At 66.6% G+C, this 23,891-nt stretch carries 25 protein-coding genes; 13 read left to right on the plus strand and 12 right to left on the minus strand.

Annotated elements, in window-relative coordinates:
• Nucleotides 1-9 precede the first annotated feature (9 nt).
• Together GC150_06730 and GC150_06735 are read right to left on the minus strand one after the other, a co-directional pair.
• On the minus strand, nt 10-1,050 hold the full coding sequence (locus GC150_06730) for an extracellular solute-binding protein (protein MBI1384587.1): 1,041 nt from the start codon (nt 1,048-1,050) through the stop codon (nt 10-12).
• A gap of 136 nt (nt 1,051-1,186) precedes the next feature.
• Nucleotides 1,187-2,530: an FAD-dependent oxidoreductase gene (locus GC150_06735; protein ID MBI1384588.1), complete on the minus strand. Its 1,344-nt coding sequence runs from the start codon at nt 2,528-2,530 to the stop codon at nt 1,187-1,189.
• Between the two features lie 166 nt (nt 2,531-2,696).
• Here GC150_06735 and GC150_06740 point away from each other — a divergent pair, with 166 nt between their 5' ends.
• Complete coding sequence (locus tag GC150_06740) at nt 2,697-3,596, plus strand: LysR family transcriptional regulator (GenBank protein MBI1384589.1); 900 nt, start codon at nt 2,697-2,699, stop codon at nt 3,594-3,596.
• 68 nt (nt 3,597-3,664) lie between these two features.
• Here the strand turns inward: GC150_06740 and GC150_06745 are convergent, their stop codons facing one another.
• Both GC150_06745 and GC150_06750 read right to left on the minus strand, forming a co-directional pair.
• Nucleotides 3,665-5,347: a hypothetical protein gene (locus GC150_06745; protein ID MBI1384590.1), complete on the minus strand. Its 1,683-nt coding sequence runs from the start codon at nt 5,345-5,347 to the stop codon at nt 3,665-3,667.
• A 195-nt stretch (nt 5,348-5,542) separates the two neighbouring features.
• Nucleotides 5,543-6,493 carry a DUF459 domain-containing protein gene (locus GC150_06750; GenBank protein ID MBI1384591.1) on the minus strand — a complete coding sequence of 317 codons (951 nt, stop codon included), beginning with the start codon at nt 6,491-6,493 and terminating at the stop codon, nt 5,543-5,545.
• A gap of 162 nt (nt 6,494-6,655) precedes the next feature.
• Here GC150_06750 and GC150_06755 point away from each other — a divergent pair, with 162 nt between their 5' ends.
• On the plus strand, nt 6,656-7,348 hold the full coding sequence (locus tag GC150_06755) for a hypothetical protein (protein ID MBI1384592.1): 693 nt from the start codon (nt 6,656-6,658) through the stop codon (nt 7,346-7,348).
• A 61-nt stretch (nt 7,349-7,409) separates the two neighbouring features.
• Here GC150_06755 and GC150_06760 read toward each other — a convergent pair whose 3' ends face one another.
• The 5 genes from GC150_06760 to GC150_06780 form a co-directional block, all read right to left on the minus strand.
• A complete protein-coding gene (locus GC150_06760; GenBank protein ID MBI1384593.1) occupies nt 7,410-7,985 on the minus strand; it encodes a DoxX family membrane protein in 576 nt (191 codons plus the stop codon).
• Between the two features lie 34 nt (nt 7,986-8,019).
• On the minus strand, nt 8,020-8,844 hold the full coding sequence (locus GC150_06765; protein MBI1384594.1) for a DUF2063 domain-containing protein: 825 nt from the start codon (nt 8,842-8,844) through the stop codon (nt 8,020-8,022).
• Nucleotides 8,831-9,754 carry a DUF692 family protein gene (locus GC150_06770; protein ID MBI1384595.1) on the minus strand — a complete coding sequence of 308 codons (924 nt, stop codon included), beginning with the start codon at nt 9,752-9,754 and terminating at the stop codon, nt 8,831-8,833. The genes GC150_06765 and GC150_06770 overlap by 14 nt, the downstream gene beginning before the upstream one ends.
• Nucleotides 9,755-9,887: 133 nt before the next feature.
• On the minus strand, nt 9,888-10,196 hold the full coding sequence (locus tag GC150_06775) for a DUF2282 domain-containing protein (protein ID MBI1384596.1): 309 nt from the start codon (nt 10,194-10,196) through the stop codon (nt 9,888-9,890).
• 122 nt (nt 10,197-10,318) lie between these two features.
• Nucleotides 10,319-11,071 (minus strand): methyltransferase domain-containing protein, encoded by a 753-nt coding sequence (locus GC150_06780; GenBank protein MBI1384597.1) that lies wholly within the window; start codon nt 11,069-11,071, stop codon nt 10,319-10,321.
• A 183-nt stretch (nt 11,072-11,254) separates the two neighbouring features.
• On the opposite strand from GC150_06780, the gene GC150_06785 reads away from it, so the two are divergent.
• Nucleotides 11,255-12,286 (plus strand): MBL fold metallo-hydrolase, encoded by a 1,032-nt coding sequence (locus tag GC150_06785; GenBank protein MBI1384598.1) that lies wholly within the window; start codon nt 11,255-11,257, stop codon nt 12,284-12,286.
• 56 nt (nt 12,287-12,342) lie between these two features.
• Here the strand turns inward: GC150_06785 and GC150_06790 are convergent, their stop codons facing one another.
• The 3 genes from GC150_06790 to GC150_06800 all read right to left on the minus strand — a co-directional run bounded on the left by GC150_06790 (nt 12,343) and on the right by GC150_06800 (nt 14,430).
• Nucleotides 12,343-13,440: a YeeE/YedE family protein gene (locus tag GC150_06790; protein MBI1384599.1), complete on the minus strand. Its 1,098-nt coding sequence runs from the start codon at nt 13,438-13,440 to the stop codon at nt 12,343-12,345.
• A gap of 132 nt (nt 13,441-13,572) precedes the next feature.
• Nucleotides 13,573-13,941, minus strand: coding sequence for a metalloregulator ArsR/SmtB family transcription factor (locus GC150_06795; GenBank protein ID MBI1384600.1), 369 nt, complete (start codon nt 13,939-13,941; stop codon nt 13,573-13,575).
• A 150-nt stretch (nt 13,942-14,091) separates the two neighbouring features.
• Nucleotides 14,092-14,430: a transcriptional regulator gene (locus GC150_06800; GenBank protein ID MBI1384601.1), complete on the minus strand. Its 339-nt coding sequence runs from the start codon at nt 14,428-14,430 to the stop codon at nt 14,092-14,094.
• A gap of 237 nt (nt 14,431-14,667) precedes the next feature.
• Between GC150_06800 and GC150_06805 the strand changes: the two genes are divergently transcribed.
• The 10 genes from GC150_06805 to GC150_06850 all read left to right on the plus strand — a co-directional run bounded on the left by GC150_06805 (nt 14,668) and on the right by GC150_06850 (nt 23,885).
• Nucleotides 14,668-15,399 carry a cytochrome c biogenesis protein CcdA gene (locus GC150_06805; GenBank protein MBI1384602.1) on the plus strand — a complete coding sequence of 244 codons (732 nt, stop codon included), beginning with the start codon at nt 14,668-14,670 and terminating at the stop codon, nt 15,397-15,399.
• A 68-nt stretch (nt 15,400-15,467) separates the two neighbouring features.
• Complete coding sequence (locus GC150_06810; GenBank protein ID MBI1384603.1) at nt 15,468-16,103, plus strand: thioredoxin fold domain-containing protein; 636 nt, start codon at nt 15,468-15,470, stop codon at nt 16,101-16,103.
• A gap of 273 nt (nt 16,104-16,376) precedes the next feature.
• Nucleotides 16,377-16,832: a thiosulfate oxidation carrier protein SoxY gene (gene soxY, locus GC150_06815; GenBank protein ID MBI1384604.1), complete on the plus strand. Its 456-nt coding sequence runs from the start codon at nt 16,377-16,379 to the stop codon at nt 16,830-16,832.
• Nucleotides 16,833-16,853: 21 nt separating this feature from the next.
• Entirely contained in the window at nt 16,854-17,177 is a 324-nt protein-coding gene (gene soxZ / locus GC150_06820; protein MBI1384605.1) for a thiosulfate oxidation carrier complex protein SoxZ, read from the plus strand.
• Nucleotides 17,178-17,260: 83 nt separating this feature from the next.
• Nucleotides 17,261-18,070: a sulfur oxidation c-type cytochrome SoxA gene (gene soxA, locus GC150_06825; protein MBI1384606.1), complete on the plus strand. Its 810-nt coding sequence runs from the start codon at nt 17,261-17,263 to the stop codon at nt 18,068-18,070.
• Between the two features lie 17 nt (nt 18,071-18,087).
• Nucleotides 18,088-18,702 carry a sulfur oxidation c-type cytochrome SoxX gene (soxX, locus tag GC150_06830; protein MBI1384607.1) on the plus strand — a complete coding sequence of 205 codons (615 nt, stop codon included), beginning with the start codon at nt 18,088-18,090 and terminating at the stop codon, nt 18,700-18,702.
• Between the two features lie 157 nt (nt 18,703-18,859).
• Nucleotides 18,860-20,554 (plus strand): thiosulfohydrolase SoxB, encoded by a 1,695-nt coding sequence (soxB, locus tag GC150_06835; GenBank protein ID MBI1384608.1) that lies wholly within the window; start codon nt 18,860-18,862, stop codon nt 20,552-20,554.
• A gap of 130 nt (nt 20,555-20,684) precedes the next feature.
• Nucleotides 20,685-21,977: a sulfite dehydrogenase gene (gene soxC / locus GC150_06840; GenBank protein MBI1384609.1), complete on the plus strand. Its 1,293-nt coding sequence runs from the start codon at nt 20,685-20,687 to the stop codon at nt 21,975-21,977.
• Nucleotides 21,961-23,148: a c-type cytochrome gene (locus tag GC150_06845; protein ID MBI1384610.1), complete on the plus strand. Its 1,188-nt coding sequence runs from the start codon at nt 21,961-21,963 to the stop codon at nt 23,146-23,148. Before soxC ends, GC150_06845 begins: the two co-directional genes overlap by 17 nt.
• Nucleotides 23,145-23,885 (plus strand): c-type cytochrome, encoded by a 741-nt coding sequence (locus tag GC150_06850; protein ID MBI1384611.1) that lies wholly within the window; start codon nt 23,145-23,147, stop codon nt 23,883-23,885. The genes GC150_06845 and GC150_06850 overlap by 4 nt, the downstream gene beginning before the upstream one ends.
• Nucleotides 23,886-23,891 lie beyond the last annotated feature (6 nt).

The following is a 23,891-nucleotide window of genomic DNA, read 5'->3' on the forward strand; positions in this document are numbered from 1 at the left end:
CGCTGACGACTACTCCGTCAGCATTTCCTGATAGAGTTCCTGGGCCCGCGTCTCCCACTTGGCATACCACTCGATGTTGATCGGCAGCTGCTTTGCGGCGTTGTCGGGGTGCGAGGGCAGCGCGCGCGAAAGCGCATCCTCGATCTGGCCGATCTCGTAGGCCTTCTTGTTGGTCGGCCCATAGGTGATGTGCAGCGGCAGGTTGGCCTGGTACTCGGGCTTCGAGATCTCGGCGAGGAACTTCATGGCGAGATCACGGTTCGGCGCACCCTTCGGGATGGCGAAGCAGTCGTAGTCGAGCAGGCCCTGGTCGAAGTGATAGGAGACGTTCGCGCCGTCCTTCTTGGCGACGTCGAAGCGCCCGTTCCAGCCGGTGGTCATGTCGACCTCGCCGTCCTTCATGAGCTGGGCCTGCTGCGCGCCCGAGGTCCAGAAGACCGCGATGTGCGGCTTGAGGCGGCGGATCACGTCGATCGCGCGCTTGATGCCCTCTTCGCTGTCGAGCACCTTGTAGACCTCTTCCGGCGGCACGCCGTCGGCCATGATCGCCGGCTCGAGAGCGCCGGCGACCTTGGCGCGGTAAGCGCGCTTGCCCGGGAATTTCTCGACGTTGAAGAAATCGGCCCAGCCGCGCGGACCGTTCTCGCCGTAGGTTTTGGTGTTCCAGGCGGCCACCACCGAGAACACGTCGCCGCCGACGCAATGCGGAATGTAGAGGCCTGGATAGAACGTCGAGACATCGATGACGTTGTAGTCGAGGGGCTCGAGGAGTCCTTCTGCAGCGGCGCGCGCGGCGCTGCCCGAGCCGCTGACGACGATGTCGAACGTGACCGCTCCCGTCTGCACCTGCAGGCGTACGTCGGACATGCCGCCGTAGGTCTGCTCGTTGACGGTGATGCCCATGGCCTTGGCCGCCGGCACGAACAGCGCCTTGCTCTGGGCGTCCTGATAGGCACCGCCCCACGAGGCGATGGTGATCTGCCCATCGGCGAGTGCCGCCCCCGGCCAGGCAGCGATCGCTGCCGCAGCCAGCATGTACTTGAGCTTCATTACGTCCTCTCCCTGTGTTGCGACCTGCTTTTGAGGTCCCTGCTGGTTTGTCCGCCGGCTCGCTCGGCGCGCGGATTTCGCTCCCTCTCACTGCACCCGGCGCGGTCGCGAGCCTCGACCCCGTTGCTCCCGCCGGCTATGGCGAGATTGCTCCGTCCTGCCTCTCGGCCACCGAGGCCTGCCGGGTCTCGTGGCGGTCCCGCATGCGGTAGTACGCCACGACCGCCGGCAGAAACCAAGGCTTGCCCGAATAAAGTGGCCGTGTCGGGAAGGGCAGATCGTCGAACGCGGTGCGCGCCTCGGCCTTGCCGAGGATGCGCTGGCCGGCGCGCATGCCGAGATAGCTCGCCATCGAGACGCCCGAGCCACAGTAGCCGAGCGCATAATGGATGCCGCCGATGACCCCGGTATGTGGCAGCGCATCGAACGTGTAGGCGACCGTCCCCATCCAGGAATGCGCGAGCCCGATGCCGGCGAGTTCCGGAAAGAGCCGCACCATCTCGGCTCGCAGCAACGGCCCCGTGACCGCCGGATCGACCTCACCCGACGAGACACGGCCGCCGAACACGATGCGCCGCCGGTCGGGCGAGGGACGATAATAATAGACCACCTTGCGCGTGTCGGTGAAGACGTAGGCGCGCGGCATCAGGCGGTCCATGACGTCGGCCGCGATCGGCTCGGTCGCCATCATGTAGCTGCCGATGGGAATGATGCGCCGGGCGAGCCATGGCACCAGATTGCCGGAATAGCCGTTCGTTGCAACGAGCACGTCACGTGCCCGGATGTCGCCGGCCCCGGTGCGAACCAGGAACCCGTCGCCGCTTCGCTCGATCCCCCGCGCCGCCACCCCCTCCTTGACGGCGACACCCGCCGCGAGCGCCCGCCCGAGGAGGCCGGCGAGGTATTGCCCCGGCTGTAGACTCGCATGGCGCTTCAAGAGCACGCCACCGAAGTAGGCGCGTGTCGCGATGTAGCCATCCTGGTCCTTGCGGGCGACGACCTCCACCCCCTCCTTGCGCACCTCGGCACCGGCCGGCAGGGACCGCCCCAGCGCCTTGTCGACCAGCCAATCGAAGTGCCGCGGCGTGTGCGCCGCGTGGAACCGTCCGACGCGCGCGAAATCGCAGGCGATCGCCTCACGCGCGAGGAAGCCCTCGAGCCAGTCGAGCGCCTCGTGCGGCACCTCCGTGATGGCGTTTGCCCGCGCGATGCCATAGCGCTTTGCCAGTGTCGCATAGTCCGGCTTGAGGCTGGTCCCGATCTGCCCACCGTTACGGCTGCTGCACCCGGTCCCGATGGTCTTGGCCTCGAGCACGAGCGTCGAGCGTCCTGCCCGTGCGGTCTCGAGGGCGGCGTTGAGCCCGGTATACCCGGCACCGATCACGACGACGTCGTACGCACCCGAAGGTGTCACCTCGGGCACTTTCGGAAAGACCGTATCGGTCCACCAGACCGGGGTTCTGTCGAGCACTTGCGCCACGTCTCTCCCGCGCCCCGCCAACCTCGAGGCCAGCCGTCGGCCTGCAGATCATCGCCGAGCGCATCATCGGGGCCGGCCGTGAATTAGATCAATTGAAATCTTGCAATCGATTCTTTCAAAGTTTTTATGGATAGGGGCAACCGACACCCCCCCGGAGGCCACCGGCATGCATCTCAAGCTCCGCCAGATCGAGGTCTTCCACACGCTGATGAAGGCGGGTTCGGTCTCGCAGGCCGCCGAGCGGCTGAACCTCTCGCAACCGGCCGTCAGCGTCGCCTTGGCCAACCTCGAGCAGGAGGTCGGCTTCAAGCTCTTCCACCGCTCGAAGGGCTTCTTCGCGCCGACCAACGAGGCGGTCCTGCTCTATGCGGAGGCCGAGCAGAGCCTGCTTTCACTCAACCGGCTCGAGAGCCGCGCCCGCAGCATCCGCGCCGGCACGATCGGCGCCGTCACCATGGCGAGCAACGGCGCTGTCGCCATCAACCTGTTGCCATGGGTGATCGCCGAGTTCACCGCCGCCCACCCCCACGTCACCATCGATCTGAAGCTGCGCGACACACGCACCATCGCGAGTTGGGTCGGCGAGCGTGTCGTCGATCTCGGGCTCATCGATGCGCCCGCCCCGGTCGCGGGACTCGAGGTCGAAACCTTCCGAATCCCCTGCGAAGTGCTCTTGCGCGCCGACGACCCGCTGGCGGCCCACCCCGTGCTGACTCCGAAACTCCTCGAGGGGCGCACGATGATCGGCATCACCGGAGATCACAGCGTCGACCGCCAGATGGAGCAGGCCTTCTTCGATGCCGATGTGTTGTTCGAGCGGCGGATCACCTGCTCCTACTTCGCCATTGCGCGCAACATGGCGCGGGCGGGTGCCGGCATCGCGATCATCGATCGGGTGAACGCGCGCCCCGAACTCGGCGACGATGTCGTCGCGCGCCCGTTCGAGCCGACCATTATTTTCGAGTTCGCCATCGTTTATCTGAGGAATGCGGAGATGCCGCCCTCGGTCGCCCGCTTCCTCGATCTCTTGTGCATGCGCCTGAAGACGTTCGTCGACCAGAACTGAGCATCGCGACAGGCGTGGATGGCGCCGGCGGAGCACCGGTCCCGGCATCCGATCGACGCGGTGGTGGCTCAATCGGCGCCGTAGGCGACCACCTGCGACGCTTCGTAGCCGCGCATCAGATGGCCGAAGAGCGCGGCGGCGCTGCGTTGATAGCCGGCCGTCGTCAGATGCAGATGGTCGCGTGCTGCGAGCGGCGGATTGAGCGACGCCCACTGGCCGATCGAGCAGGCACCGCCCATCGCATCGGCCCAGTCCCAGTAGGCGGCATCGAGATCGCGTGCGACCTGGCGCAACACCTCGCGCACCAGTCCCATGCGCGGCAACGGATGCCAGGTGCCACCGACACGGCTCGGACAGCGGCTTTCCGCATGCGGCCCGCTGCCGGCACGTCGCGCCCCGTCGGGCGGTCCGAGCACGAGAACGGAAGCCTGCGGCGCCGCCGCCACGAGCTGGTCGAGCAGATGGCGGACGTGGCCCTCGTAGCCCTCTCGCGAGAGCCCGCTGTTGAAGGCATCGTTCGATCCGTAGCCGAGGATGACGAGGTCGGGCTCGAGGGCTCGGACGTCGGCGGCGATGACCTCGGGTGTCCAGACCCGCGCGCTGTAGACCGCCGCGCCGGGTATGCCGAGGTTGACGTATTGGATGCCGGCTCGGGCCTTCTCCAGGGACCATCCGAGCACCGTCACCGGTCCACCACCGAGTGTGCGCAGCTTGAGTAACGAAGACGACCCTTCGACGCTGACGATTCCGACCGGGCCATCGCCGTCGGATGTCGCAACGCTTGCCCCCGCACCGCCGAGCGTGACCTCGAAACGCCCACCGCCCGGTCGCCTCAGATAGTGCACGCTCGCACGCTCGAAACGCTCGCCCTTGGCGTCGATCGCGAGGACCGCACCGTCGCGATCGCTCGTCGCCCTAACGCCGGTGAGCCCATAGGCCCCCGATTTTTCCGTGAGGCTGTTGGCGAAATGCCAGCCATCGCTCGCGCTCGTCTCCATGCCCGCAACACGGTGCCACCGGAACGCCTTGGGCGGCTGCATGAGGCCGCGCCCCGCGTCCCCGAACCGCTCCTGGAGGCGCCGCCGGAGGGCATCCGGAAAGAGGTCGCTGGCGATATGGCTGTCACCCATGTGGAGGATTCGCAGCGGCCGCGTGCGCACCCCGCTCTCGAGATCGCGCAGCGCCGCATGGAACGACCGTAGCGCCCCGATCGACCGCCGGTCGGGCCGCGCCGCGCTCTCTCCGAACGGTTCGCCGAGTGTCGCCGGCTCCGCCCGTGCGAGTCGCAGAGGCAGCGGCGGGCGCGCAAAGAGAACCGGTGTCGGCACGTCGAACGCTTCGGCGATGCGCTCGGCCGTCGAGCCGGGCGGAATGTCGAAGCCAGGTTCCCGGCGCACCGCGCTGAGCCCGACCGGCGCATGGCGCGCCTCGGCCGATGCGAGCGCGCTCGCAGGGCGCGGCTCCGGTACATCGAAAAGCCCCTCGAAGGTCGGTCCGGTAAGCCCCACCCTGGCCGCTTGTGCCGGAGCAGCCACGGGCCCGCGCCAGTCCAGCCGTGCGGACTTCGCCGCACTGTTGCTGACCTCGAAATGGCTCGGGCTCTCAGCGCGCGAGCTGCCGTTGCGATCGACAATCCGGCCGGACCGGTCGTCATCGCGTGGGCTGGCGACCTCGAGGTTGCATCCGCCGACGGCGGCGAGCGCGAGGGCAACGACGGCTGTCATCGCCAGACGGCACCTCGCCCCTCCCATCGCTCCACCCTTTCCAAGCCCCCGGGTTCCGCCGGAACTTCGTCGAAGCCGGCACCGCGAGACACCGCGCTCGAGGCAGCTAGCTTAGGAAACGACCGTTAATGTGGCGCTTACGGGCGCTCTTGACTGGAACGCCCCTTCGGCGGATCGCCTCGAGTGGAGGGCAACGGCGGGTTCCGCCGGTGCCATCACGACCTACGGGGTGGAGGTGCCACCGGCTCGTGGCGCAGCCGCACTCTGTCCGGTCCCTCCCGCCGGCTTTTGTGCCACTGCGGGATCCGCGCCATCGCTGTCGCCAGCCTGTGGTTCGGTCGCGGGCTCCGTTACCGCTGCGGCAAGGGCCGCGTCGTCACGCGCGATGATCGCTTTCACGACCCGACCGAGCCACTTCACGCCCGAATTGGAAAAGTGCATGCCGTCGCTCTCGCGCATCAGCTTGCGATTGCCCTGATCGTCCGTGAGGTGTGTGACATAGGTCCCGCCCGGACCGGAAAAGAGCTCGTAGGTGTCGATGTAGCCACTGCCCGCCTTCGCACTCTCGGCGCTGAAAATGCCGTTGATCGCCTGCCCGACGGCGTCGTCGCGGGCGTTCTTCTGAATTGGCATCCCGACCCAGTAGAACCGTGCCCCGCGCGAGGTGAACGACCGGATGAGCGCCTCGACGCGAGCTGCATACGTCTCTTTCCAGAGATCGGTCAGCAGCTTCTCGCGGTAGCGCTGCCCCTCGACACGGATCGGCTGGTTGTCGTTTCCACCCAGCATCATGATGACGATGTCGGCCCGTTCGCGCTCGGCGATCTCCTCGGCGGCCTTGTTCCAGTCGTAGAAGTCGTCGCGGACCATGCCGCTGGAGATCTTGGTCAGCCGATCGATCTTGACCGTCTTGTCGCCGCGATAGGCCTCATAGAGCCCGATGTAGAGCTGCCCGCCGAGCGAATCCCCGATGATGAGGATCCGGCGCGGCCCCGCCTCGCCGCCCGGATCGGCCTCGCTTGCAAAGACCACACCGCCCGATGGTGCAAGTGCCAGGAAGCCACCGCCGACCAGCAGGAGACCGAGCGTGGCGACCCAGAGCGACAGCGACAGTGCAACGCAACGCGCCGCCACGGCAGTGGCCTTGCGCAATTTGTGCCCATCAAGCAACACGCTGTCTCCTCACCACAACGAAACCGATCCCAACCCTCTCAATTCGTCATAGAATACTTTACCGTGAGTTTAAGCATTCCATCTGCTCGAGATCGGCGATCCGATCGACGGAATGGCAAATCGGCCGCAGGCGCCGGATCACACGAACGAGATGCGGGCAGCATGTCTCTTCGTTTCAGCCAAGTTCCTGTCGCGCGCGCCCGACACGATCTGGCGGTCCCACCACACACCAGTGGCCAACGATCACACTGCGCCGCACGCCCGACCCCCGTTGCGAGCCGCTCGGGCATCGCCTGCCTCGCGGCCGTGCTCCTCACGCTCGCCGCACTCCTCGCGGGCCCGCTGGCCGCAAGACCCGCCAACGCCGGAGAGGCGACGGTGATCGGTGACAGCATCGGCGACGACATGGCCAAGACCGTCGGTCTGAGGACCGTCGCGCGCACCAGCTTCAGCGTCCGCCGCCACGACATTCGCCGCCAGCTCGAGCAAGTGCCCGCCGGCCACGTCGTCATCGTCAGCGCCGGCCTCAACGACGGCGCAGCGCCCGTCGCCCACTTGAAGCCGTTCCTCGAGCGCGCGATCGGCCACCTCGAGGCGTCCGGCCACCGCGTCGTCTGGATGGGCCTGCCGTGCGTGTTGAAGAAGTGGGACGCCGCCGCCGAGCGCATCGATGCCTATCTCACCGAGCGCCTCGGGGCCTCGGCGATCCAGTATGTCAGCTTGCGGGACGATACGATCTGCAGTCGCGCGATGCGCACGGGCGACGGGGAGCATTTCAAGCCGAAAGGCTACCGCTATCTCTGGGCCAAGATCCGTGCCGAGGCCCCCTACGCGGCGACCGTCACCACCAGGTGACGACCGGCCTGCCCCCCGCCATCACTGGCAGCGCACGGACGCTGCCAATCGTGCCCCGTCCTCAACGCTCCCACGCGTTACGCTTGACGAGCCCGCCGAGCAGCCCGTCGAGCGAGATCGCCCCGGGCCCGCGCAGGACGAGATAAATGAGCGGCAGCGCCCAGAGCAACCGCTGATCGGCGATCGGGCTGTCCTGCACCACATCGAAGAAGTCGCCGATCGTCTTGGCGTCGACCCCGTGGAAGTTGATGTCGACGTAGGTCATCACCGCGATGAAGGCGAGCATGCCGAGGCTCGCGATCCTCGTGAAGAGCCCGACCACCACCAGCAGCGGCAGCAGCACCTCGCCATAGGTTCCCGCATAGACGATGAGCCCATGCGGCAGGAACGCGATCTTGTCGGCGTTGTAGCCGGCCTGCTCGGCCACCGGCGGCAGCATCTGGGCATAGGCGCTGATGGTCGGCACGAGCGAGCCCGGAAATCCGCTCCCGACCTTCGTTGCCGCCGAATTGAGGAGATAAACGAGCAGTACGCTCGCCAGCCCGAGCCGCATCACGAGCCCCGGCAGCCAACCGGCGGTCGCCCGCTCGATGCCGCCGAACACCGCGTCGTGGAGGTTCGCAAGTCCCCTGATCATCTCCCTGCCCCATGCTCCTGCTTGGCTTTTGTTTTCATCGAGGATTGGTTTTCTCCACTCCGGGCTCCGGGTCGGCGGCGGCCCGCGAACTGCCGCCCTCGAGACCGACCACGACCCCGGCCTGGAGGACGAAGCCGACGAGTTGCCCGAGTTCGCTTGCTTGCGCGATGCCGGCCCGCCCAGCCGCTGCATCGAGCGTTGCCCCCTCGACCAGCGCCGCGATGAACTCGAACGCCGTGGGGGCCAGCCGTATCACCTCGACATCGAGACGCGGGCGAATGACCATTCCGACTTCACCATGCCAGGAAATGGCCTCGAGCGCACCCCTGACATCGCACGTCTTGTGCGCCTTCCAGATCGACAGGACCGGCCATTCCGACTTGATGAGGCGGAGGGAGGGATGCATGCACAGCGCCGCCCGGGTCAGCAGCTCCGGATCGCATGCACCGAGTTCGGCGACTCCGATCGGTGCCGCGTCAGCGGCATGATAAGCCTCCCCGATCCGCCACTCGAGTTCCGCCACAGCGGCGAGGAACGGCAACTTCTCGGCTCCCGGCAGCCCCGCGAGGAAGCTCGGAAAACCGCGACCGTAGTGCAGGAGGACCGGGCTCTGCGGAATGTGTTCGGCAACGAAGGCCCGTGCGGCGGCGGCAAAAAATCGATCCCCCACCAATTGCGCCGACACTTCGAAGCGGGCTGCGAGCGCATCGACGAGGCCGACGGCGTGGTTGTTGCGATAGACAGCAAAACGCTTGTCCGCCCGGCGCCCGCCACGTGTCGCGGCGACACTCCCCGGCACACCGGCCGCCGGATCGCGCACCGCGCGCCCAAAGTGAGCCTGCTCATCAAGCCACGGCATCGAGCGTCTCCGATGCAGGTGCGGCGCGTTCTCGCATCACCGCTTCGGCCGTGCGCGCCTCGCTGAAAAGCACCTCCCAGGAGGGAATCTCCTCGTCCCACTCGATCAATGTCGGGACCGGGCCCATGCGCGTGACGACGCCGCCATAAAGCTCCCAGACGGCGTCGATCACACTGCGGTCGTGCGAATCGATCAGCAGCCGCGCGCCGTCGTCGTCGACATCCTCGGCATGTCCCGCGAGATGGACCTCCCCGACATGCGCGAGCGGGAAGCGCTCGAGATAGGCCTGTGGGTCGATGCCCCGGTTCGTCGAGGAGACGAAAACGTTGCTGACGTCGAGCAGGAGGCCGCAGCCCGTGCGCCGCACAACCTCCTCGAGGAAGTCGATCTCGTCCATGTCGCTCTCGCGGAACGCGACATAGGTCGAGGGGTTCTCGAGCAGCATGCGCACACCGGTGACATCCTGCACCTCGTCGATGTGGCGACAGACGATGGCGAGCGTCTCCTCGGTATAGGGCAGGGGGAGAAGATCGTTCATGAAGCCGGTGTCGTGCGTCGACCAGGCCAGGTGCTCCGAGAGCTGCGCCGGCCGATACCGCGCGATGAGGGTCTTCAACCTTGCCAGGTGGTCGCGGTCGAGATCGCGCGCGCCACCGATGGAAAGTCCCACTCCGTGCAGCGAAAGACTGTAGCGCTCGCGCACGCGCGAGAGGAAATGGTGCGGTGGCCCGCCATCGCCCATGTAGTTCTCGGGATGCACCTCGAAAAAGCCGACGTCGGGCGCCCCGGCAAGGATGATCTCGTAGTGGTCCGGCTTGAGGCTGACACCCGCACGGGCTGGCAGAGAGTATCGATCCCCACCCTCCCTCTTGCGTGAATTCCTCGCATCATTCCTTTCCGGAGCCTTCATCCGAATTCCTTTCCACGCCCATCTCGACTGCCGGACTGACGGATATCCCATTGGGAAAAATCATCAATCGCAAACGACGACACCGCAGCAAACCGCTTCGGGCCCGCTGCGGTGCCACGAGGATGTCGGGGCCTCAGGCCTTCGGCAGATCGCGGTCGAGTTCGGTCAGGCTGCCCTTGCGGCCATCCGGCAGAACCTTGTCCCAGGCGAGACCTTCGCAGGAGCCGGCCGGAACGATCGTCCAGGCGTTGCCCTGGTAGTCGACCTTCGAGGTGCCCGCGCACGTCGTGCCGGCGCCGGCCTTGCAGTCGTTCTTTCCGGCGAGTGCGATGCCATAGCACTTTTCGCCGTCGGCGGCCGTCGAGGGCGTGGATGCGAAACAGGTCGCAGCGACCGCGAGGGCACCCGCCACGAGGGCGGCGGACGTCAGAGATCTGCTCATTCGGATAATCCTCCATTGTGCCGGGTGATGCGCGCCACCCGCAGGAGGTATAGAAGCCCATTCCGGCGCATGCGGCAAAACACGCCCGTTCACATCGCCGTTAGCGGTTTTTGTCCGTCTCTTCAGCCGCCGCGAACCGCCTCGACGGCGATCTGGCGCATCAGGAGATGATCCAGTCGGCCAGCCGACAGCCGCGACAGGATGCGCGCCTTTGGCCCGGGCGGGGCAACGGGGCCGAGGCGTCGCACCGAGAGGCCAGCCTCCTCGAACATCGCCCGATAGGAGACCGGCGTGAACCAGCGCAGATGTGTGCGGTCGTGCGGCCCGCTGTCCGCGAGCCGCCATTCACCGCGCAGCAACTGCAGCACGAAGCCGTAGTGCGCCACGTTCGGCGAACTGGCGAGCATGACCCCACCCGGCCGCAGGAGCTCCGCCAGCCGCGCGACCACGCACCAAGGATCGACGAGGTGCTCGAGCACCTCCGAGAGGATGACCGCATCGAGGCTCGCCGCAGGAATGTCGATCGCCATCGTCTCGACGTTGCCGACCCGGACATCGGGAATGAAGCGGCGGGCCCGCTCGGCCGCGGCCGGATCGAGCTCGATGCCGATGTAGCTGCCGCAACGCTCCATTTCGAAGGCGATCGCTGCCGTCTCGCCGCTGCCGCAGCCGACTTCGAGGATCCGCGCCTCGGGGTTGCGCTCGAGGGCCATGATGAAGTCGCGCCGGGCGCCGACGAAGTAGGCATCGCTCTTGCCCGCATAATCCGCCGCCAGCACGTGCTCCGGGCGCTCCGCGCCAACCGGCGGACGCCCAGCCGGTCGCGATGTCGAATGTGCCTGGCGCGCGACTACACCCACGTTCCCCTGCTGCATGTCCGACAGCTCCTCCGCCCGCGGATCGGGCCCCGGGAAACTATCGCGGCAGGATGAGCATTGCCTTAAGGCGACTGCGGGCCGCCTGCCGCCCAACGACCATCGCGGTGAAGCGAAGTTGGCCTGTCATACATTCGTGTTTCGTTATATGTTGGGCTGGAGACCGCCCGGCGGGCCCAATCCATGCCGCCAGCCTCGCCCGCGAGGATGGCGCCGTGGCTCGCATCAATTCGATCAGGGGGAACCCCAATGCCGCAGGCACCGTTGACCGATAATCCTCTCGCAGCGGAATTGGCGACACCGTCGCGCCGCGCGCTGATCCGACTCGCCGCCGGCGCCATCACCGTGGCCGCAATCGGTCTTCCTGCCGCGCCCGTCCATGCGGCAACCGTCGCCCTCGCCGACGGCAGCCTCGAAATCGTCTCGGACGGCGGCCTGACGCTGCCGTTGCGCTTCGTTCTGCCCGACGTGCCGATCGAGGAACTGAATGCCTTCCTCACGGCCAACGGCCAGTCGACGGAGGCCTTCACCGCCGCCTGCAACCTGCCCGTGCTGCGCCGTGGCGAGACGCTGGCCGTGTTCGACGCGGGGGCCGGGAGCAACTTCATGGCCTCGACCGGCCGCCTGCCCGCCAACCTCGAAGCCGCCGGCATCGACCGGGAGGCCGTCACCCACGTGCTCTTCACCCACGCTCACCCCGACCACATCTGGGGCGCCATCGACGAGTTCGACGAACTCATGTTCCCGAATGCCGAGCACCTCATCGCGGCGGCGGAGATCGACTTCTGGCGCTCCGACCAGGCCATGGCGGCCGTTGGTGCCGACCGTGAAGTCTTCGTCGTCGGTGCCCGCGCCCGTTTCGAGGCACTCGGCGATCGCATCCGCACGGTCCAGCCCGGCGAGGAGGTCCTGCCCGGCATCATGGCCATCGACACCAGCGGTCACACGCCCGGCCACCTCTCCTACGAGCTCGCGGGCGCCAGCGGTGGCCTGGTCATCGGCGGCGACGTCTTGACGAACCCGTTCGTGTCCTTTGCCCACCCACGATGGCGCAGCGGCACCGACACCGACGCCGATGCCGGCATAGCCAGCCGCCTGGCCCTGCTCGACAAACTCTCCCTCGAAAAGGCGGCGCTGCTCGGCTTCCACCTGCCGTTCCCGGGCCTCGGACGCGTTGAAAAGAGCGCAGGCGCCTACCGCTTCGTCGTGGATTGAGCCCAGCCGGCGCGGGGACTTCCGGCCGAACGGTCATCGAAGGACCCGCCGCGGGCTCACTCGCCCGCCTGCGGCTCGCGTCGGCGCGTCGCGGCGAAGGCCTGGAACACCGAGCCTTCGATCAGCATCGCCAGCCCCATTCGCGCCCCGATGATGAACCCCGCGAGCGCGATCGGCGCCGAAATCGCGAGCACGGTGAAGCCGGTGACCCCCTGCCCGATGGTGCAACCGAGCGCCAGCACGCCGCCCGCCCCCATCAGGCTCGCCCCGACCAGATGCCGCCCGAGTTCGCGCGCATCGTCGCACGCTTCCCAGCGCACGTCGTCCCATCTGACCGCCGCGATCGCCGCCCCGACCACCACGCCGAGCGCCAACCCGGCGGCATAACCCGGCGCCCGCCCGATCGTCAGAGCGAGGCTCATCACGAGTTCGCCGAAGGGCGCGATGAAGGAGGCCGACTCCATCGGCTGTGGATGCATCGAACGATCGGCGAGGAACGTCGTGATCCACCAACCCGCGGCGACGGCGAACCCGATGACCAGCGAGGCCGCGAGCAGTCTCGGCTGCTCCCTCAAAGCCCGCCCCGACAAAGCCCAGACCGCAACCGCCGCCGCGATCACGAGCCCGACGACCAGCCCGCCCGTCCGCCCCACGACCGGCTCGAGCCAGTCCACGAGCCCGCCCATGCCACCGCCGGTGATCGCCAATGGCTCGAACAGCGCCAAACGCATGTTGGCGAGCGCCCCGAACTGCATGGACAGCCCGGCGAGAGCGATGATCACGATCACCACCAGATGCCGCAGACTGCCGCCGCCGAGCTGCACCGCCGCCCCGAAGCCGCAAGTCCCGACCAACGCCATGCCGAAGCCGAATGCCGTTGCCCCGACGAGGACGGCAATGGGATTGAACGGCGCCGACGCGAAATGCGTGCTGGTGATATCGATGACACCGGACAGCGCGAGCGCCATCGTCGCCAGCGTCGCCGTCGCGGTCAGCAGCGCCCAACCCCTTAGGCCACCGCTGTCGCCCCCATACCAGTAGCGCTCGATCGCGGCGAGCGTGCAGAATCGTGCCGAGCGCGCGGCAAAGCCGATGATGGCACCGACCGCGAGGCCGGAAAGCGGCAGCAGCAGGGGTTCATCGAGTGCGATCATGTCGTGCCCTCGGACAGCCCGCCACGCTGCACGACGCAGCGGTGCGTGCAGGGTGCCCAATGTGCAACCGAGGCTATCGCCGCCATGGCTGCTGGCGCAACGGATTTCGTCAGATCGCCCGGTACTGGACGCTCATTCGCCCTTGCCGCCGCCGTCCTTCACGTTCTTGCAGAAGAGATCGTGCAGCGCTTGGATGATCCCGGAGATCTCGTCGTCGGCGATCGCATAATAGATCATCCGCCCGTCTCGGCGCGTCGTCACCAATCCGTCGACCCTGAGCCGCGCGAGCTGCTGGGAGACCGTTGGCTGCGGCAGGTCGATCATCGCCTCGATGTCGCTCACAGAGCGCTCCCCACCGCTCAGGATGCAGAGGATCATCAGCCGGCTTTCATGGGCCAGCGCCTTGAGGATGTCGCTCGTGCGCCGTGCATGCTGCGCGAGCGTCGCCATGTCGATGCCGTCGGCCGGGTTGGCCAGCCTGAGCGGCTGCTGATCGTTCATTGATCGTCGTCCGGTGCTGTGTTCAGCGTTGCAGTCGTCACGCTCGGAACGCATTCGGCAGCGCGAAAGCGCCGGCAAATCGGGGCATTCTAACGCGGTTCACGAGGAACCGCGAGCTTACCCCGGATATCGGTTTTTCGCTTGCGCTATTCACCCACCCTCCTTGGCCATCCGCTGCATCAGCTCGCCGAGCAACTCCCAAAAGAAGCTTTCCCCGGGATAGCCGCGAATGCGGCCGACTTCCCTCCCCTCGTCCATCAGTATGAAGGTCGGCGTGAACCGCTCCTTGGCGACCCCCGCGAGATCGTCCGGCCAGGGCAGAGCAAGGTCCACCCGGCGCAGCGGGGCGAGCGCACCCTCGCTGGTGCGCGGATAGATCGGACCGATCTCGGCATGCCAGCGAAGACACCAGCCGCACCCATAGGACTCGAGCATCACCAGCTCCGCCGCACGCGCCGACGCCGGCATCGCAACCGCCGCCGACAGCATGCAGATCAGCGCGGCGCCGATCCGCACGGCTTGCCAGCGACCGACCACGCCGAACCGCCTCATGGAGCCTCCATCCGTCTCCCCCGCTCCCGATCGATCGTCGACGATCCGGGCAACGGGTGTTGCGACACACATCCACATATGCGCATATTACCATATAGGCGCCACGCCATCACGCTTCAAACGGCCCGGCGTCGCGGCGCTCTTCAATCGGCCGCACAATACCGGAACCGATCGATGGACGCGACATTCGGAGCTGCCTTCATCGCCGGACTGCTGTCCTTCGTCTCGCCGTGCGTGCTTCCCATCGTTCCCCCGTATCTGGCCTTCCTTGCCGGGCTCTCGGCCGAAGAGATGACGGGACCGGGCTCCTCGTCGGGGCCCAGCCGGCGGATCATGGGCGCGGCCATCGCCTTCGTGCTCGGCTTCACCACGGTGTTCGTCCTGCTGGGCGCGACCGCGAGCGCACTCGGCCAGGCGCTCGTCGATCACATGGATACGCTCGCCGTCATCGCCGGAGCCATAATCCTGCTGTTCGGCCTTCATTTTCTCGGCCTCCTGCGCATCGGCCTCTTCTACCGCGAGGCCCGGGTGCACATTGCCCGCAAGCCCCCGGGGCTCATCGGTGCCTATCTCATCGGGCTTGCCTTCGCCTTCGGCTGGACGCCCTGCGCCGGCCCGGTTCTCGCCGCCATCGTCTTCGTGGCGGGGGCCGAGGAGACAGCCCTGCGCGGCGCGGCGCTGCTAGCGACCTATTCGCTCGGCATCGGCATTCCCTTCCTCGTCGCCGCCGCGTTCACGGGCCCCTTCATGCGCTGGTCGAAGGGTATGCGCCGCCATCTCGGCACCATCGAGAAGGTGAGCGGCGCGCTCCTGGTGGTAACCGGGCTCCTGTTCATGACTGGCCAGATGAAGACGATTGCCTACTGGTTGCTCGAGGCCTTCCCCGGCCTCGGTACATTCGGATGACGGGAACGGAGTGGCGGATCGGGCCAAGCCTGCCACACCGGACCACAAGCAAGAGGAGACCGGGAGCCATGCCCAAGTCCAGCATCGAGCGAGGCGTGACCGCCGCCCGCGCCATCGCCACCGCGCTCGGATTGATCGCCATTCTCGCCGCCCCGATCGCCGCGCCTGCGGCCCGAGCGAGCGAATCCACCATCGGCGAGGACGGCCTCCACAAGCAGTCCTGGTTCGCCATCACCTTCCGGGACATGAGGGAAGACATCGAGAGTGCCGCGGCCCAGGGCAAGCGCCTCGCCATCGTCTTCGAGCAGCGCGGTTGCATCTACTGCCGCAAGCTGCACGAGGAGTTGCTCGCCGACCCGGCCATTCGCGACTACGTGCGCGACAACTTCATGATCGTGCAATATAATCTCTTCGGCGACGAGGAGGTCACCGATCTCGACGGCAAGGCGCTGACCGAAAAGACCGCGGCGCGGCGTTGGCGCGTCGTCTACACGCCGACCGTCATCTTCCTGCCCGAGACCGCCCCTGCCGAAGGCTCGCTGCTCGACGCCGCCGTCGCCACCATGCCGGGCGCCTTCGGCAAGCAGACGTTCCTGCACATGTTCCAGTGGGTGCGCGAGAGAGGCTACGAGGGCGAGGAGCACTTCCAGAAGTACCATGCCCGCAAGCTCGAGGAGCGGCCCGCGAACGGGAGCACGGATTGAAGCTCTGCTCGCCGCGCAGCGGCACGGCGGGCACACGAGGCCGCCGACCCGAGCCCCCGAAAGGCCACGACCGCCATACACATGCACATAATCGAATTTATCTATTGATCGGCGCTCGTCGTTGAGAGTAGCCTTGTGGGCAGGTGGCCCGACCACCGCATTGCAGAACGCGTCATCGGCCCTGGCGGCCCACCGACAGGCGAGCATGAGCGCGGCTCGCCAGCCAGGGATGGCATGGCAGCCGCGCACGACGACAGGAGGAGGATTATCGAGATGCAGGTAACGAGACGGAGCGCCCTAAAGCTCGGAGCCGGCGCAGCTGCCCTGACGCTGATCGGCCTGCCGGGCTTCGAGGCGCTCGCCGATCAGGCGGAGGTCGACAAGCTGATCGCCGAATTCACTGGCGGCAAGAAGCCCGAATCCGGTCGCATCGCGCTGACCGCGCCCGAGATCGCCGAGAACGGTAATTCCGTTCCGGTCGCCATCGCCGTCGAGAGCCCGATGACGGCTGAATCCCATGTCGCCGCAGTCATGCTGCTCGCCGCCGGAAACCCGCGTCCGGGCGTCGCGACCTTCCATTTCTCTCCGGCAAGCGGCCAGGCCAGCGCCACGACGCGCATTCGCCTTGCAAGGACGCAAGACGTCGTCGCCATCGCAAGAATGAACGACGGCTCGGTCTTCATCGACACCAAGAATGTGAAAGTGACCATCGGCGGCTGCGGCGGCTGATCGGCGAAGGAGGAATTCGAAATGGCAGCCAAGCCACGTGTCAAGGTGCCCAAGACCGCAGCGGCGGGCGAGGTCATCACCATCAAGACCCTGATTTCCCATCCCATGGAGTCGGGACAGCGCAAGGACGGCGCCGGGAACACCATCCCCCGCCAGATCATCAACAAGTTCTCTTGCGAGTTCAACGGCCAGCTCATCTTCTCCTGCGACATCGAGCCGGCCGTTTCAGCGAACCCCTATCTCGAGTTCACCGCAAAGGTGACCGAGAGCGGAACATTCAAGTTCACGTGGGTCGACGACGATTCGACCGTGACCACGTCCGAGCATGCGATCGAGGTCAAGTAACAGGGAGCTGAACCGCGACCGCCGAGCGCCATGCGGCCGAGCAGCGGCAACGAGAAGACAACGAAAGTCCTGGGAGGATGGGAATGGGACGTTCAACGTGGGGAATCCGCCTCGCCACCGCGGCGATCGCGATGACGTGTTGGCTCGCTCCGGCGATCGCCGATGAACTCGAGACCTACAAGAGGATGCTGGCCGATCCTTTCGCCAACCCCGGCTGGCTCTACGCCGACGAGGGCGAGGCACTCTGGAATACGCCGGCGGGGCCCAAGAATGCTTCGCTCGAGCAATGTGATCTCGGCCTCGGGGCCGGCGTCGTTGAAGGCGCCTATGCGCAGCTCCCGCGCTATTTCGCCGACGCCGATCGGGTGATGGACGCCGACACCCGCATCGCCTGGTGCCGCGAGACCCTGCAGGGCATTCCCTTTGCGGACACGGCCAAGACCGCCTTCTCCAAGCGCGGCAAAAAATCCGAGATGGAGCAACTGACCGTCTACGTGGCTTCCAAGTCCGAAGGCGTCGAGATCGCAACGCCGATGTCGCACCCGAAGGAACTCGAGGCCTACGCGATCGGTGAAGCGTTGTTCTACCGGCGGTCGTCCATGCTGGATTATTCCTGCGCGACCTGCCACGGGAACACCGGCGCGCGCATCCGCCTTCAAGAGCTCTCGAATCTGACCGAATCCGCCGAAGCAGGCCCCGTCATGGCCTCCTGGCCGACCTACCGCGTCAGCCACGAGAGCGTGCGCACGATGCAGCACAGAATGTGGGACTGTCAGTGGCAGATGCGCATGCCCGACATCGCCTTCGGTTCGGACGCCACGATCGCGCTCGTCACTTACCTTTCGCGGAACGCCTCCGGCACGGCAATGGCGTCTCCCGGGTTGAAGCGTTGAGCACGGGGAGAGCGCACATGAGGAACATCGTCAGAATCGCTGCCGTCATCGGCCTCGTTGCCGCCGCCGGCACGTCCGCACTGTCGCAGGACGTCGATCAGGCAAAGATCGATGCCATCGTCGCGGCCGCCTTCCCGAACCTGCCGCCGGAGTTGCAGAAGCGGGTGGACCAGGACCAGACGCAGGCCGAGTGCTCGAAATACCGCGACAATCCACCCGCCGACGTCGCCGACGCAATCGTCGCCAGGGAAATGGCGAGCATCGTCTACCCGGCGGACGGAAATCTGATGGGCGACTGGCAGGTTGCCTTGAAGGAGGCCAACAACGGCTACGGCTGGCGCATGCGCGACAAGGCCGAGCGCGTCGTCGGCGGCAACTGCTATGCCTGCCACCAGCTGGCGCCCGACGAAGTCGCCTACGGCAACCTCGGTCCGAGTCTGACCGGCTACGGCAAGGACCGCACCATCGACGCCGAGATCATCAAGGCGACCTACGACAAGATTTACAATCCCCAGGCGGTTCTCGCCTGCTCCCAGATGCCACGCCTCGGTCACAACGGCTACCTGACGCCGGAGCAGATCCGCGACTATGTCGCCATGCTCCTGCATCCGGACAGCCCGGTGAACAAGTAGGGCATCCGGCGCAACCGGGCACACGAAGCGCGCGAGACGGCGAGCCGGAGCGGCGGCGCGCGGACACTGATCCGCCATGCCGACCGCCTGGGTCGCCGGCCGCTCGGCCGGCCCAGCCGAGGTGCCGGAACAGCATCGAGAATTGGATCAGCAGCCCATGGCCACCCACTTCACCCGTCGCGAATTCGTTGCCGCCGGCCTCGCGCTCTCCGCCGCCATGGGCGCCAGCGGCAATATATCACGGCTCGCCGCCCAGCAGGCGCTCACCGAGGATCAGTTGCTCGGCGCGGAGGATTTCGGCAACGTCACGCTGCTCCACATCACCGACGTGCACGCCCAGCTGAAGCCGATTTTCTTTCGCGAGCCCTCGATCAATCTCGGGGTCGGCGAAGCCGCCGGCCTTCCACCACACATCACCGGCGCCGACTTCCTGAAGCTCTACGGCATCGCCCCCGGCAGCCGGGAGGCCTATGCCCTCACCTCCGAGGACTTCGAGGCACTCGCCGCAAGCTACGGGCGTATGGGCGGCCTCGACCTCATCGCCAGGGTCGTCCGGCGCATCCGCGCCGAGCGTCCGGATCGCGTCGTCCTCCTCGACGGTGGCGACACCTGGCAGGGCAGCTACACGGCCATGAAGTCCGCCGGAGCCGACATGGTCGAGGCCTTCGAGCTTCTCGCGCCCGACGCGATGACCGGTCACTGGGAATTCACCCTCGGCGCCGAGCGCGTCCAGGAGATCATCGAGGGACTTTCTTTCCCCTTCCTCGGCAGCAACATCTTCGACAGCGAGTGGGAGGAGCCCGCCTTCGAGGCGACGCGCATGATCGAGCGCGGAGGCGCCAAGATCGCCGTCATCGGCCAGGCGTTTCCCTATACGCCGATCGCCAACCCGCGCTGGATGTTCCCGAAATGGTCGTTCGGCATCCGCGAGGAGCAGATTGCCAAGCATGTCGAGATCGCGCGCTCGGATGGCGCCGAGGTGGTGGTCCTCCTTTCCCACAACGGCTTCGACGTCGACCGCAAGCTCGCCGCCCGCGTCCCGGGCATCGATGTCATCCTCACCGGCCACACCCACGACGCCCTGCCCGAACCCGTTCTGGTCGGCAAGACCCTTGTCATCGCGAGCGGCTCCAACGGAAAATTCCTCTCTCGCCTCGACCTCGACATCGCGGATGGGGCGCTGCGCGGCTACCGCTATCGCCTCATTCCGATCTTCTCCGACATCATCGCACCCGATCCGGAGATGGCCGCGCTGATTGATCGCGTGCGCGCACCGCACGAGGCGTTCCTCGGTGAAAAACTCGCCGACACCGAATCCCTCCTCTATCGCCGCGGCAACTTCAACGGCACCTTCGACGATCTCATCTGCCAAGCGCTGCTCGCCGAGCGCGATGCCCAGATCGCCCTTTCCCCGGGCTTTCGCTGGGGCACGTCACTTCCGGCTGGCCAGCCGATCACGCGCGAGGACGTCTTCAACGCGTGCGCGATGAGCTATCCGAGCGTCTATCGTCTCACGTTCACCGGCCAGCAGCTCAAGGACATCATCGAGGACGTGGCCGACAACCTTTTCAACCCCGACCCATACTATCAGCAGGGCGGCGACATGGTCCGCATCGGCGGCATGGGCTACCGGATCGACGTCGGGGCCGAGATCGGCTCGCGCATTTCCGAGATGACGCTGTTGTCGACCGGCGCTGCGATCGAACCATTGGGCGAGTACGTCGTCGCGGGTTGGGCCTCGGTGAACGAAGGGGTGGAGGGACCGCCCGTCTGGGAACTCGTCGAGAAACATCTCGCCAAGAACCCGGTCGTGCGCCTCCCCGAGAACACCTCCGTTCGATTGGCACCCTGAAACGGGCGGACCACATGGATCGGGTCCCACGAGGAGACCGGTCCACAAAGCACGATGAATAGCGGGTGCGCGGCGCGGCATTCCACTCCACGCCCGTTCCCCACGGTGAGACCAGAGCCGGGAGACTTCGATGAGCAAAGGTCATGATGACGCGGCCACGGGCCGTCACACCACCCGCCGACAGGTGCTGAAGGCGGGCCTCGGCGCGGGTGCGGCGCTCGGCGTCGCGGCTGCCGCAGGCCATGCCGGGGCCGCGCAAGGCGATCCCGCCATTCTCGAGCTGCCGAGCTGGAGCACGGCCCTTGGCGATGGCGTTGCCGCCGCGCCTTACGGCAAGCCCTCCGAGCACGAGAGCCATGTCGTGCGCCGCGACGTCGAATGGCTGACGGCTTCGCGCGAGAGTTCCGTGAATTTCACCCCCCTCCACGAGTTGGACGGCATCATCACCCCGAACGGCCTCTGCTTCGAGCGCCACCACTCGGGCGTCGCCGCGGTCGATCCGGCCAACTACCGCTTGATGATCAATGGCCTGGTCGACCGGCCCCTGGTCTTCACCATGGCGGACTTGAAACGCTTCCCGCGCGAGAACCACGTATACTTCCTCGAGTGCGCCGCCAATTCGGGAATGGAATGGCGCGGCGCTCAGCTCAACGGCTGCCAGTTCACGCACGGCATGGTGCACTGTGTCATGTACACCGGCGTGCGCCTCGCCCACGTCCTCGAGGAGGCCGGCCTCAAGACCAATGCGAAATGGATCATGCCGGAAGGCGCCGACGCCGCCGCCATGAACCGTTCCATCCCGATGGAAAAGGCGCTCGGCGATTGTCTCCTCGCCTTCAAGATGAACGGCGAGGCGTTGCGGCCAGAGCAGGGTTATCCGCTCCGCCTCGTCGTGCCGGGCTGGGAAGGGAACATGTGGGTGAAGTGGATCCGCCGCATCGAAGTCGGTGACGAGCCGTGGCACGCGCGCGAGGAGACCTCGAAGTACACCGACCTCCTCGCCGACGGGCGCTCGCGCCGCTTCACATGGGTAATGGACTGCAAATCCGTCATTACCAGCCCGTCACCTCAGGCACCGATCACCCACGGCCGCGGCCGCACCGTCGTCACCGGGCTCGCCTGGTCCGGACACGGAAAGATAAAGAGGGTGGACGTCTCCCTCGATGGCGGCCGGAACTGGCGCACCGCTCGGCTCGACGGTCCGAGCCTCGACCGGGCGCTGCACCGCTTCTACCTCGATTTCGACTGGGACGGCTCCCCACTCTACCTCCAGTCCCGCGCGATCGACGAGACGGGCTACGTGCAGCCGACCAAGGAGGAGTTGCGCGCCGTGCGTGGCGTCAACTCGATCTACCACAACAACGGCATTCAGACCTGGGCCGTGAAATCCGACGGGAGCGTGGAAAATGTCGAGATCTCCTGAACGCGTCCGGCGGCTCCGGCTGGCGCTGTGCGCTGCAACGTTCGCCCTGTCCCTGGGCCTCGGTTCGAGCCTGCCATCCGTCGCTGTTGCCGGTGATGCGGCGAAGGGCGCCACGGTCTTCAAGAAATGCTCCGCCTGCCACATGGTCGGCGAAGGAGCAAAGAACCGGGTCGGTCCGCACCTCAATGACATCTTCGGGCGCACCAGCGGTTCGCTCGAAGGCTTCAAGTTCTCGAACGCGATGAAGGAAGCCGGTGCAGGCGGCCTCGTCTGGACCACGGAAACACTCTCGGGCTACCTTGCGGATCCGCGCGGCTACATGAAGGGCAATCGCATGTCCTTCGTCGGCCTGAAGAAACCGGAAGAACTCGCCGACGTCATCGCCTATCTCGCGACATTCTCTCCCGGCTCGGCAGCGGCACCCGCCCAACAGGATGCGCCGGCCCCGGCCTCGGGCGGATCCACCGGTTCTTCGTCCAACGGAACCGGAGCCAGCACCACCACTGCGACCGCTGCGGTCGAGACGCCGCCGGCGAGCGCTCCGACGGATTCCGCGCCCGCCATGCCCCTGAGTACCGGCCCGATGCGGCTCGGGCGACTCGCGACACCTGCCGAGATCGCCGCATGGGACATCGACGTGCGCCCGGATGGCGCGGGACTGCCCGAGGGACGCGGTACGGTGGCCGACGGCGAAGTGATCTTCGCCGAGCGTTGCGCCGTCTGCCACGGCGACTTCGGCGAAGGCGTCGACCGCTGGCCCGTCCTCGCCGGCGGCCAGGACACCCTCAAATCCGAGCGACCCGAAAAGACGGTCGGCTCGTTCTGGCCATATCTCTCGACGGTTTGGGATTATATTCACCGTTCGATGCCGTTCGGGGACGCCCAATCCCTGACCGACGACGAGGTCTACGCGGTCACCGCCTACCTGCTCTACATGAACGACGTCGTCACGGACGAGAACTTCGAGCTCAATCACGAGAATTTCGCTACCGTTCGCCTCCCCAACGAAGCCAGCTTCTACATGGACGACCGCGATTCGGAGCCATTCGCCAAACCGCGCGATCCCTGCATGGAGAATTGCCGTCCGGGCACGGCGGAGGTCATCGGGCGGGCCCGGGTTCTCGACGTCACGCCCGATGACGACGGAGCGGGACAGGGCGCAATCGAATGACGCGACGATTTGCCCTCTCCTTGTCGGCGATCGCTTTTCTCGCACTGAGCCACATCGCGGCCTCGTGCCCGAGCGCAATGGCTTCCGAGGAGAGCGATCTCGTGCGCCGGGGTGGAGAGGTTTTTCGCCGCTGCACGGCCTGCCATCAGATCGGCGACGGCGCGACGAACCGCATCGGACCGCACCTCAATGAGATTTTCGGACGCACCGCCGGAACTCTCGATTGGCCGCGCTATTCGAGCGCGCTGCGCGAGCAGGGCAATTTCGGTCTCGTCTGGAACCGCGAGACCCTCGAGGCCCTCATAGCCGATCCGGACGCTTTCATCCCCGGTGTGCGCATGAGTTTTCGCGGCATCACGGATCCAGCCGACCGCCAGGCGGTCATCGCCTACCTCCAGGCCTTTTCGCCCGGCCCCAGCAACATTCCAGAGACACCGCCGCAGCCTGGCCAGGCGGCCGTGCGTGATCCCGATCTCCCCGCCGAATTCATCGGCCTCGTCGGTGATGCCGAGTTCGGGGAATACCTCTCGAGCGAATGCCTCACGTGTCACCAGGCCTCCGGTGCCGACAAGGGAATTCCCTCCATTGTCGGCTGGCCGGTCGCGGACTTCGCGCGCGCCCTCTATGCCTATCGAACGAACCAGCGCGAGCATCCCGTCATGCAGATGATCGCCGGACGGTTGAGCCCGGAAGAAATCGCCGCGCTCGCCGCCTACTTTGAAAAGGGCAAACCGTAGGCCGGC

This window comes from Hyphomicrobiales bacterium (assembly GCA_016125495.1).
In the GTDB taxonomy this organism is placed as follows: Bacteria; Pseudomonadota; Alphaproteobacteria; order Rhizobiales; family RI-29; genus RI-29.

Excerpts from the sequence above, each read along its gene's own strand:
- GC150_06760 (MBI1384593.1), bottom strand. The coding sequence starts at position 7,985 with ATGATCAGGGGACTTGCGAACCTCCACGACGCGGTGTTCGGCGGCATC.
- GC150_06775 (MBI1384596.1), bottom strand. The coding sequence starts at position 10,196 with ATGAGCAGATCTCTGACGTCCGCCGCCCTCGTGGCGGGTGCCCTCGCG.
- GC150_06800 (MBI1384601.1), bottom strand. The coding sequence starts at position 14,430 with ATGCTGTCGGCGGCGGTTGCGATGCCGGCGTCGGCGCGTGCGGCGGAG.
- GC150_06795 (MBI1384600.1), bottom strand. The coding sequence starts at position 13,941 with ATGAACGATCAGCAGCCGCTCAGGCTGGCCAACCCGGCCGACGGCATC.
- GC150_06730 (MBI1384587.1), bottom strand. The coding sequence starts at position 1,050 with ATGAAGCTCAAGTACATGCTGGCTGCGGCAGCGATCGCTGCCTGGCCG.
- soxX (MBI1384607.1), top strand. The coding sequence starts at position 18,088 with ATGAGGAACATCGTCAGAATCGCTGCCGTCATCGGCCTCGTTGCCGCC.
- soxB (MBI1384608.1), top strand. The coding sequence starts at position 18,860 with ATGGCCACCCACTTCACCCGTCGCGAATTCGTTGCCGCCGGCCTCGCG.
- GC150_06780 (MBI1384597.1), bottom strand. The coding sequence starts at position 11,071 with ATGCAGCAGGGGAACGTGGGTGTAGTCGCGCGCCAGGCACATTCGACA.
- soxY (MBI1384604.1), top strand. The coding sequence starts at position 16,377 with ATGCAGGTAACGAGACGGAGCGCCCTAAAGCTCGGAGCCGGCGCAGCT.
- soxC (MBI1384609.1), top strand. The coding sequence starts at position 20,685 with ATGAGCAAAGGTCATGATGACGCGGCCACGGGCCGTCACACCACCCGC.
- soxZ (MBI1384605.1), top strand. The coding sequence starts at position 16,854 with ATGGCAGCCAAGCCACGTGTCAAGGTGCCCAAGACCGCAGCGGCGGGC.
- GC150_06755 (MBI1384592.1), top strand. The coding sequence starts at position 6,656 with ATGTCTCTTCGTTTCAGCCAAGTTCCTGTCGCGCGCGCCCGACACGAT.
- soxA (MBI1384606.1), top strand. The coding sequence starts at position 17,261 with ATGGGACGTTCAACGTGGGGAATCCGCCTCGCCACCGCGGCGATCGCG.
- GC150_06850 (MBI1384611.1), top strand. The coding sequence starts at position 23,145 with ATGACGCGACGATTTGCCCTCTCCTTGTCGGCGATCGCTTTTCTCGCA.
- GC150_06740 (MBI1384589.1), top strand. The coding sequence starts at position 2,697 with ATGCATCTCAAGCTCCGCCAGATCGAGGTCTTCCACACGCTGATGAAG.
- GC150_06770 (MBI1384595.1), bottom strand. The coding sequence starts at position 9,754 with ATGAAGGCTCCGGAAAGGAATGATGCGAGGAATTCACGCAAGAGGGAG.
- GC150_06785 (MBI1384598.1), top strand. The coding sequence starts at position 11,255 with ATGCCGCCAGCCTCGCCCGCGAGGATGGCGCCGTGGCTCGCATCAATT.
- GC150_06805 (MBI1384602.1), top strand. The coding sequence starts at position 14,668 with ATGGACGCGACATTCGGAGCTGCCTTCATCGCCGGACTGCTGTCCTTC.
- GC150_06765 (MBI1384594.1), bottom strand. The coding sequence starts at position 8,844 with ATGCCGTGGCTTGATGAGCAGGCTCACTTTGGGCGCGCGGTGCGCGAT.
- GC150_06745 (MBI1384590.1), bottom strand. The coding sequence starts at position 5,347 with ATGGGAGGGGCGAGGTGCCGTCTGGCGATGACAGCCGTCGTTGCCCTC.
- GC150_06845 (MBI1384610.1), top strand. The coding sequence starts at position 21,961 with ATGTCGAGATCTCCTGAACGCGTCCGGCGGCTCCGGCTGGCGCTGTGC.
- GC150_06810 (MBI1384603.1), top strand. The coding sequence starts at position 15,468 with ATGCCCAAGTCCAGCATCGAGCGAGGCGTGACCGCCGCCCGCGCCATC.
- GC150_06790 (MBI1384599.1), bottom strand. The coding sequence starts at position 13,440 with ATGATCGCACTCGATGAACCCCTGCTGCTGCCGCTTTCCGGCCTCGCG.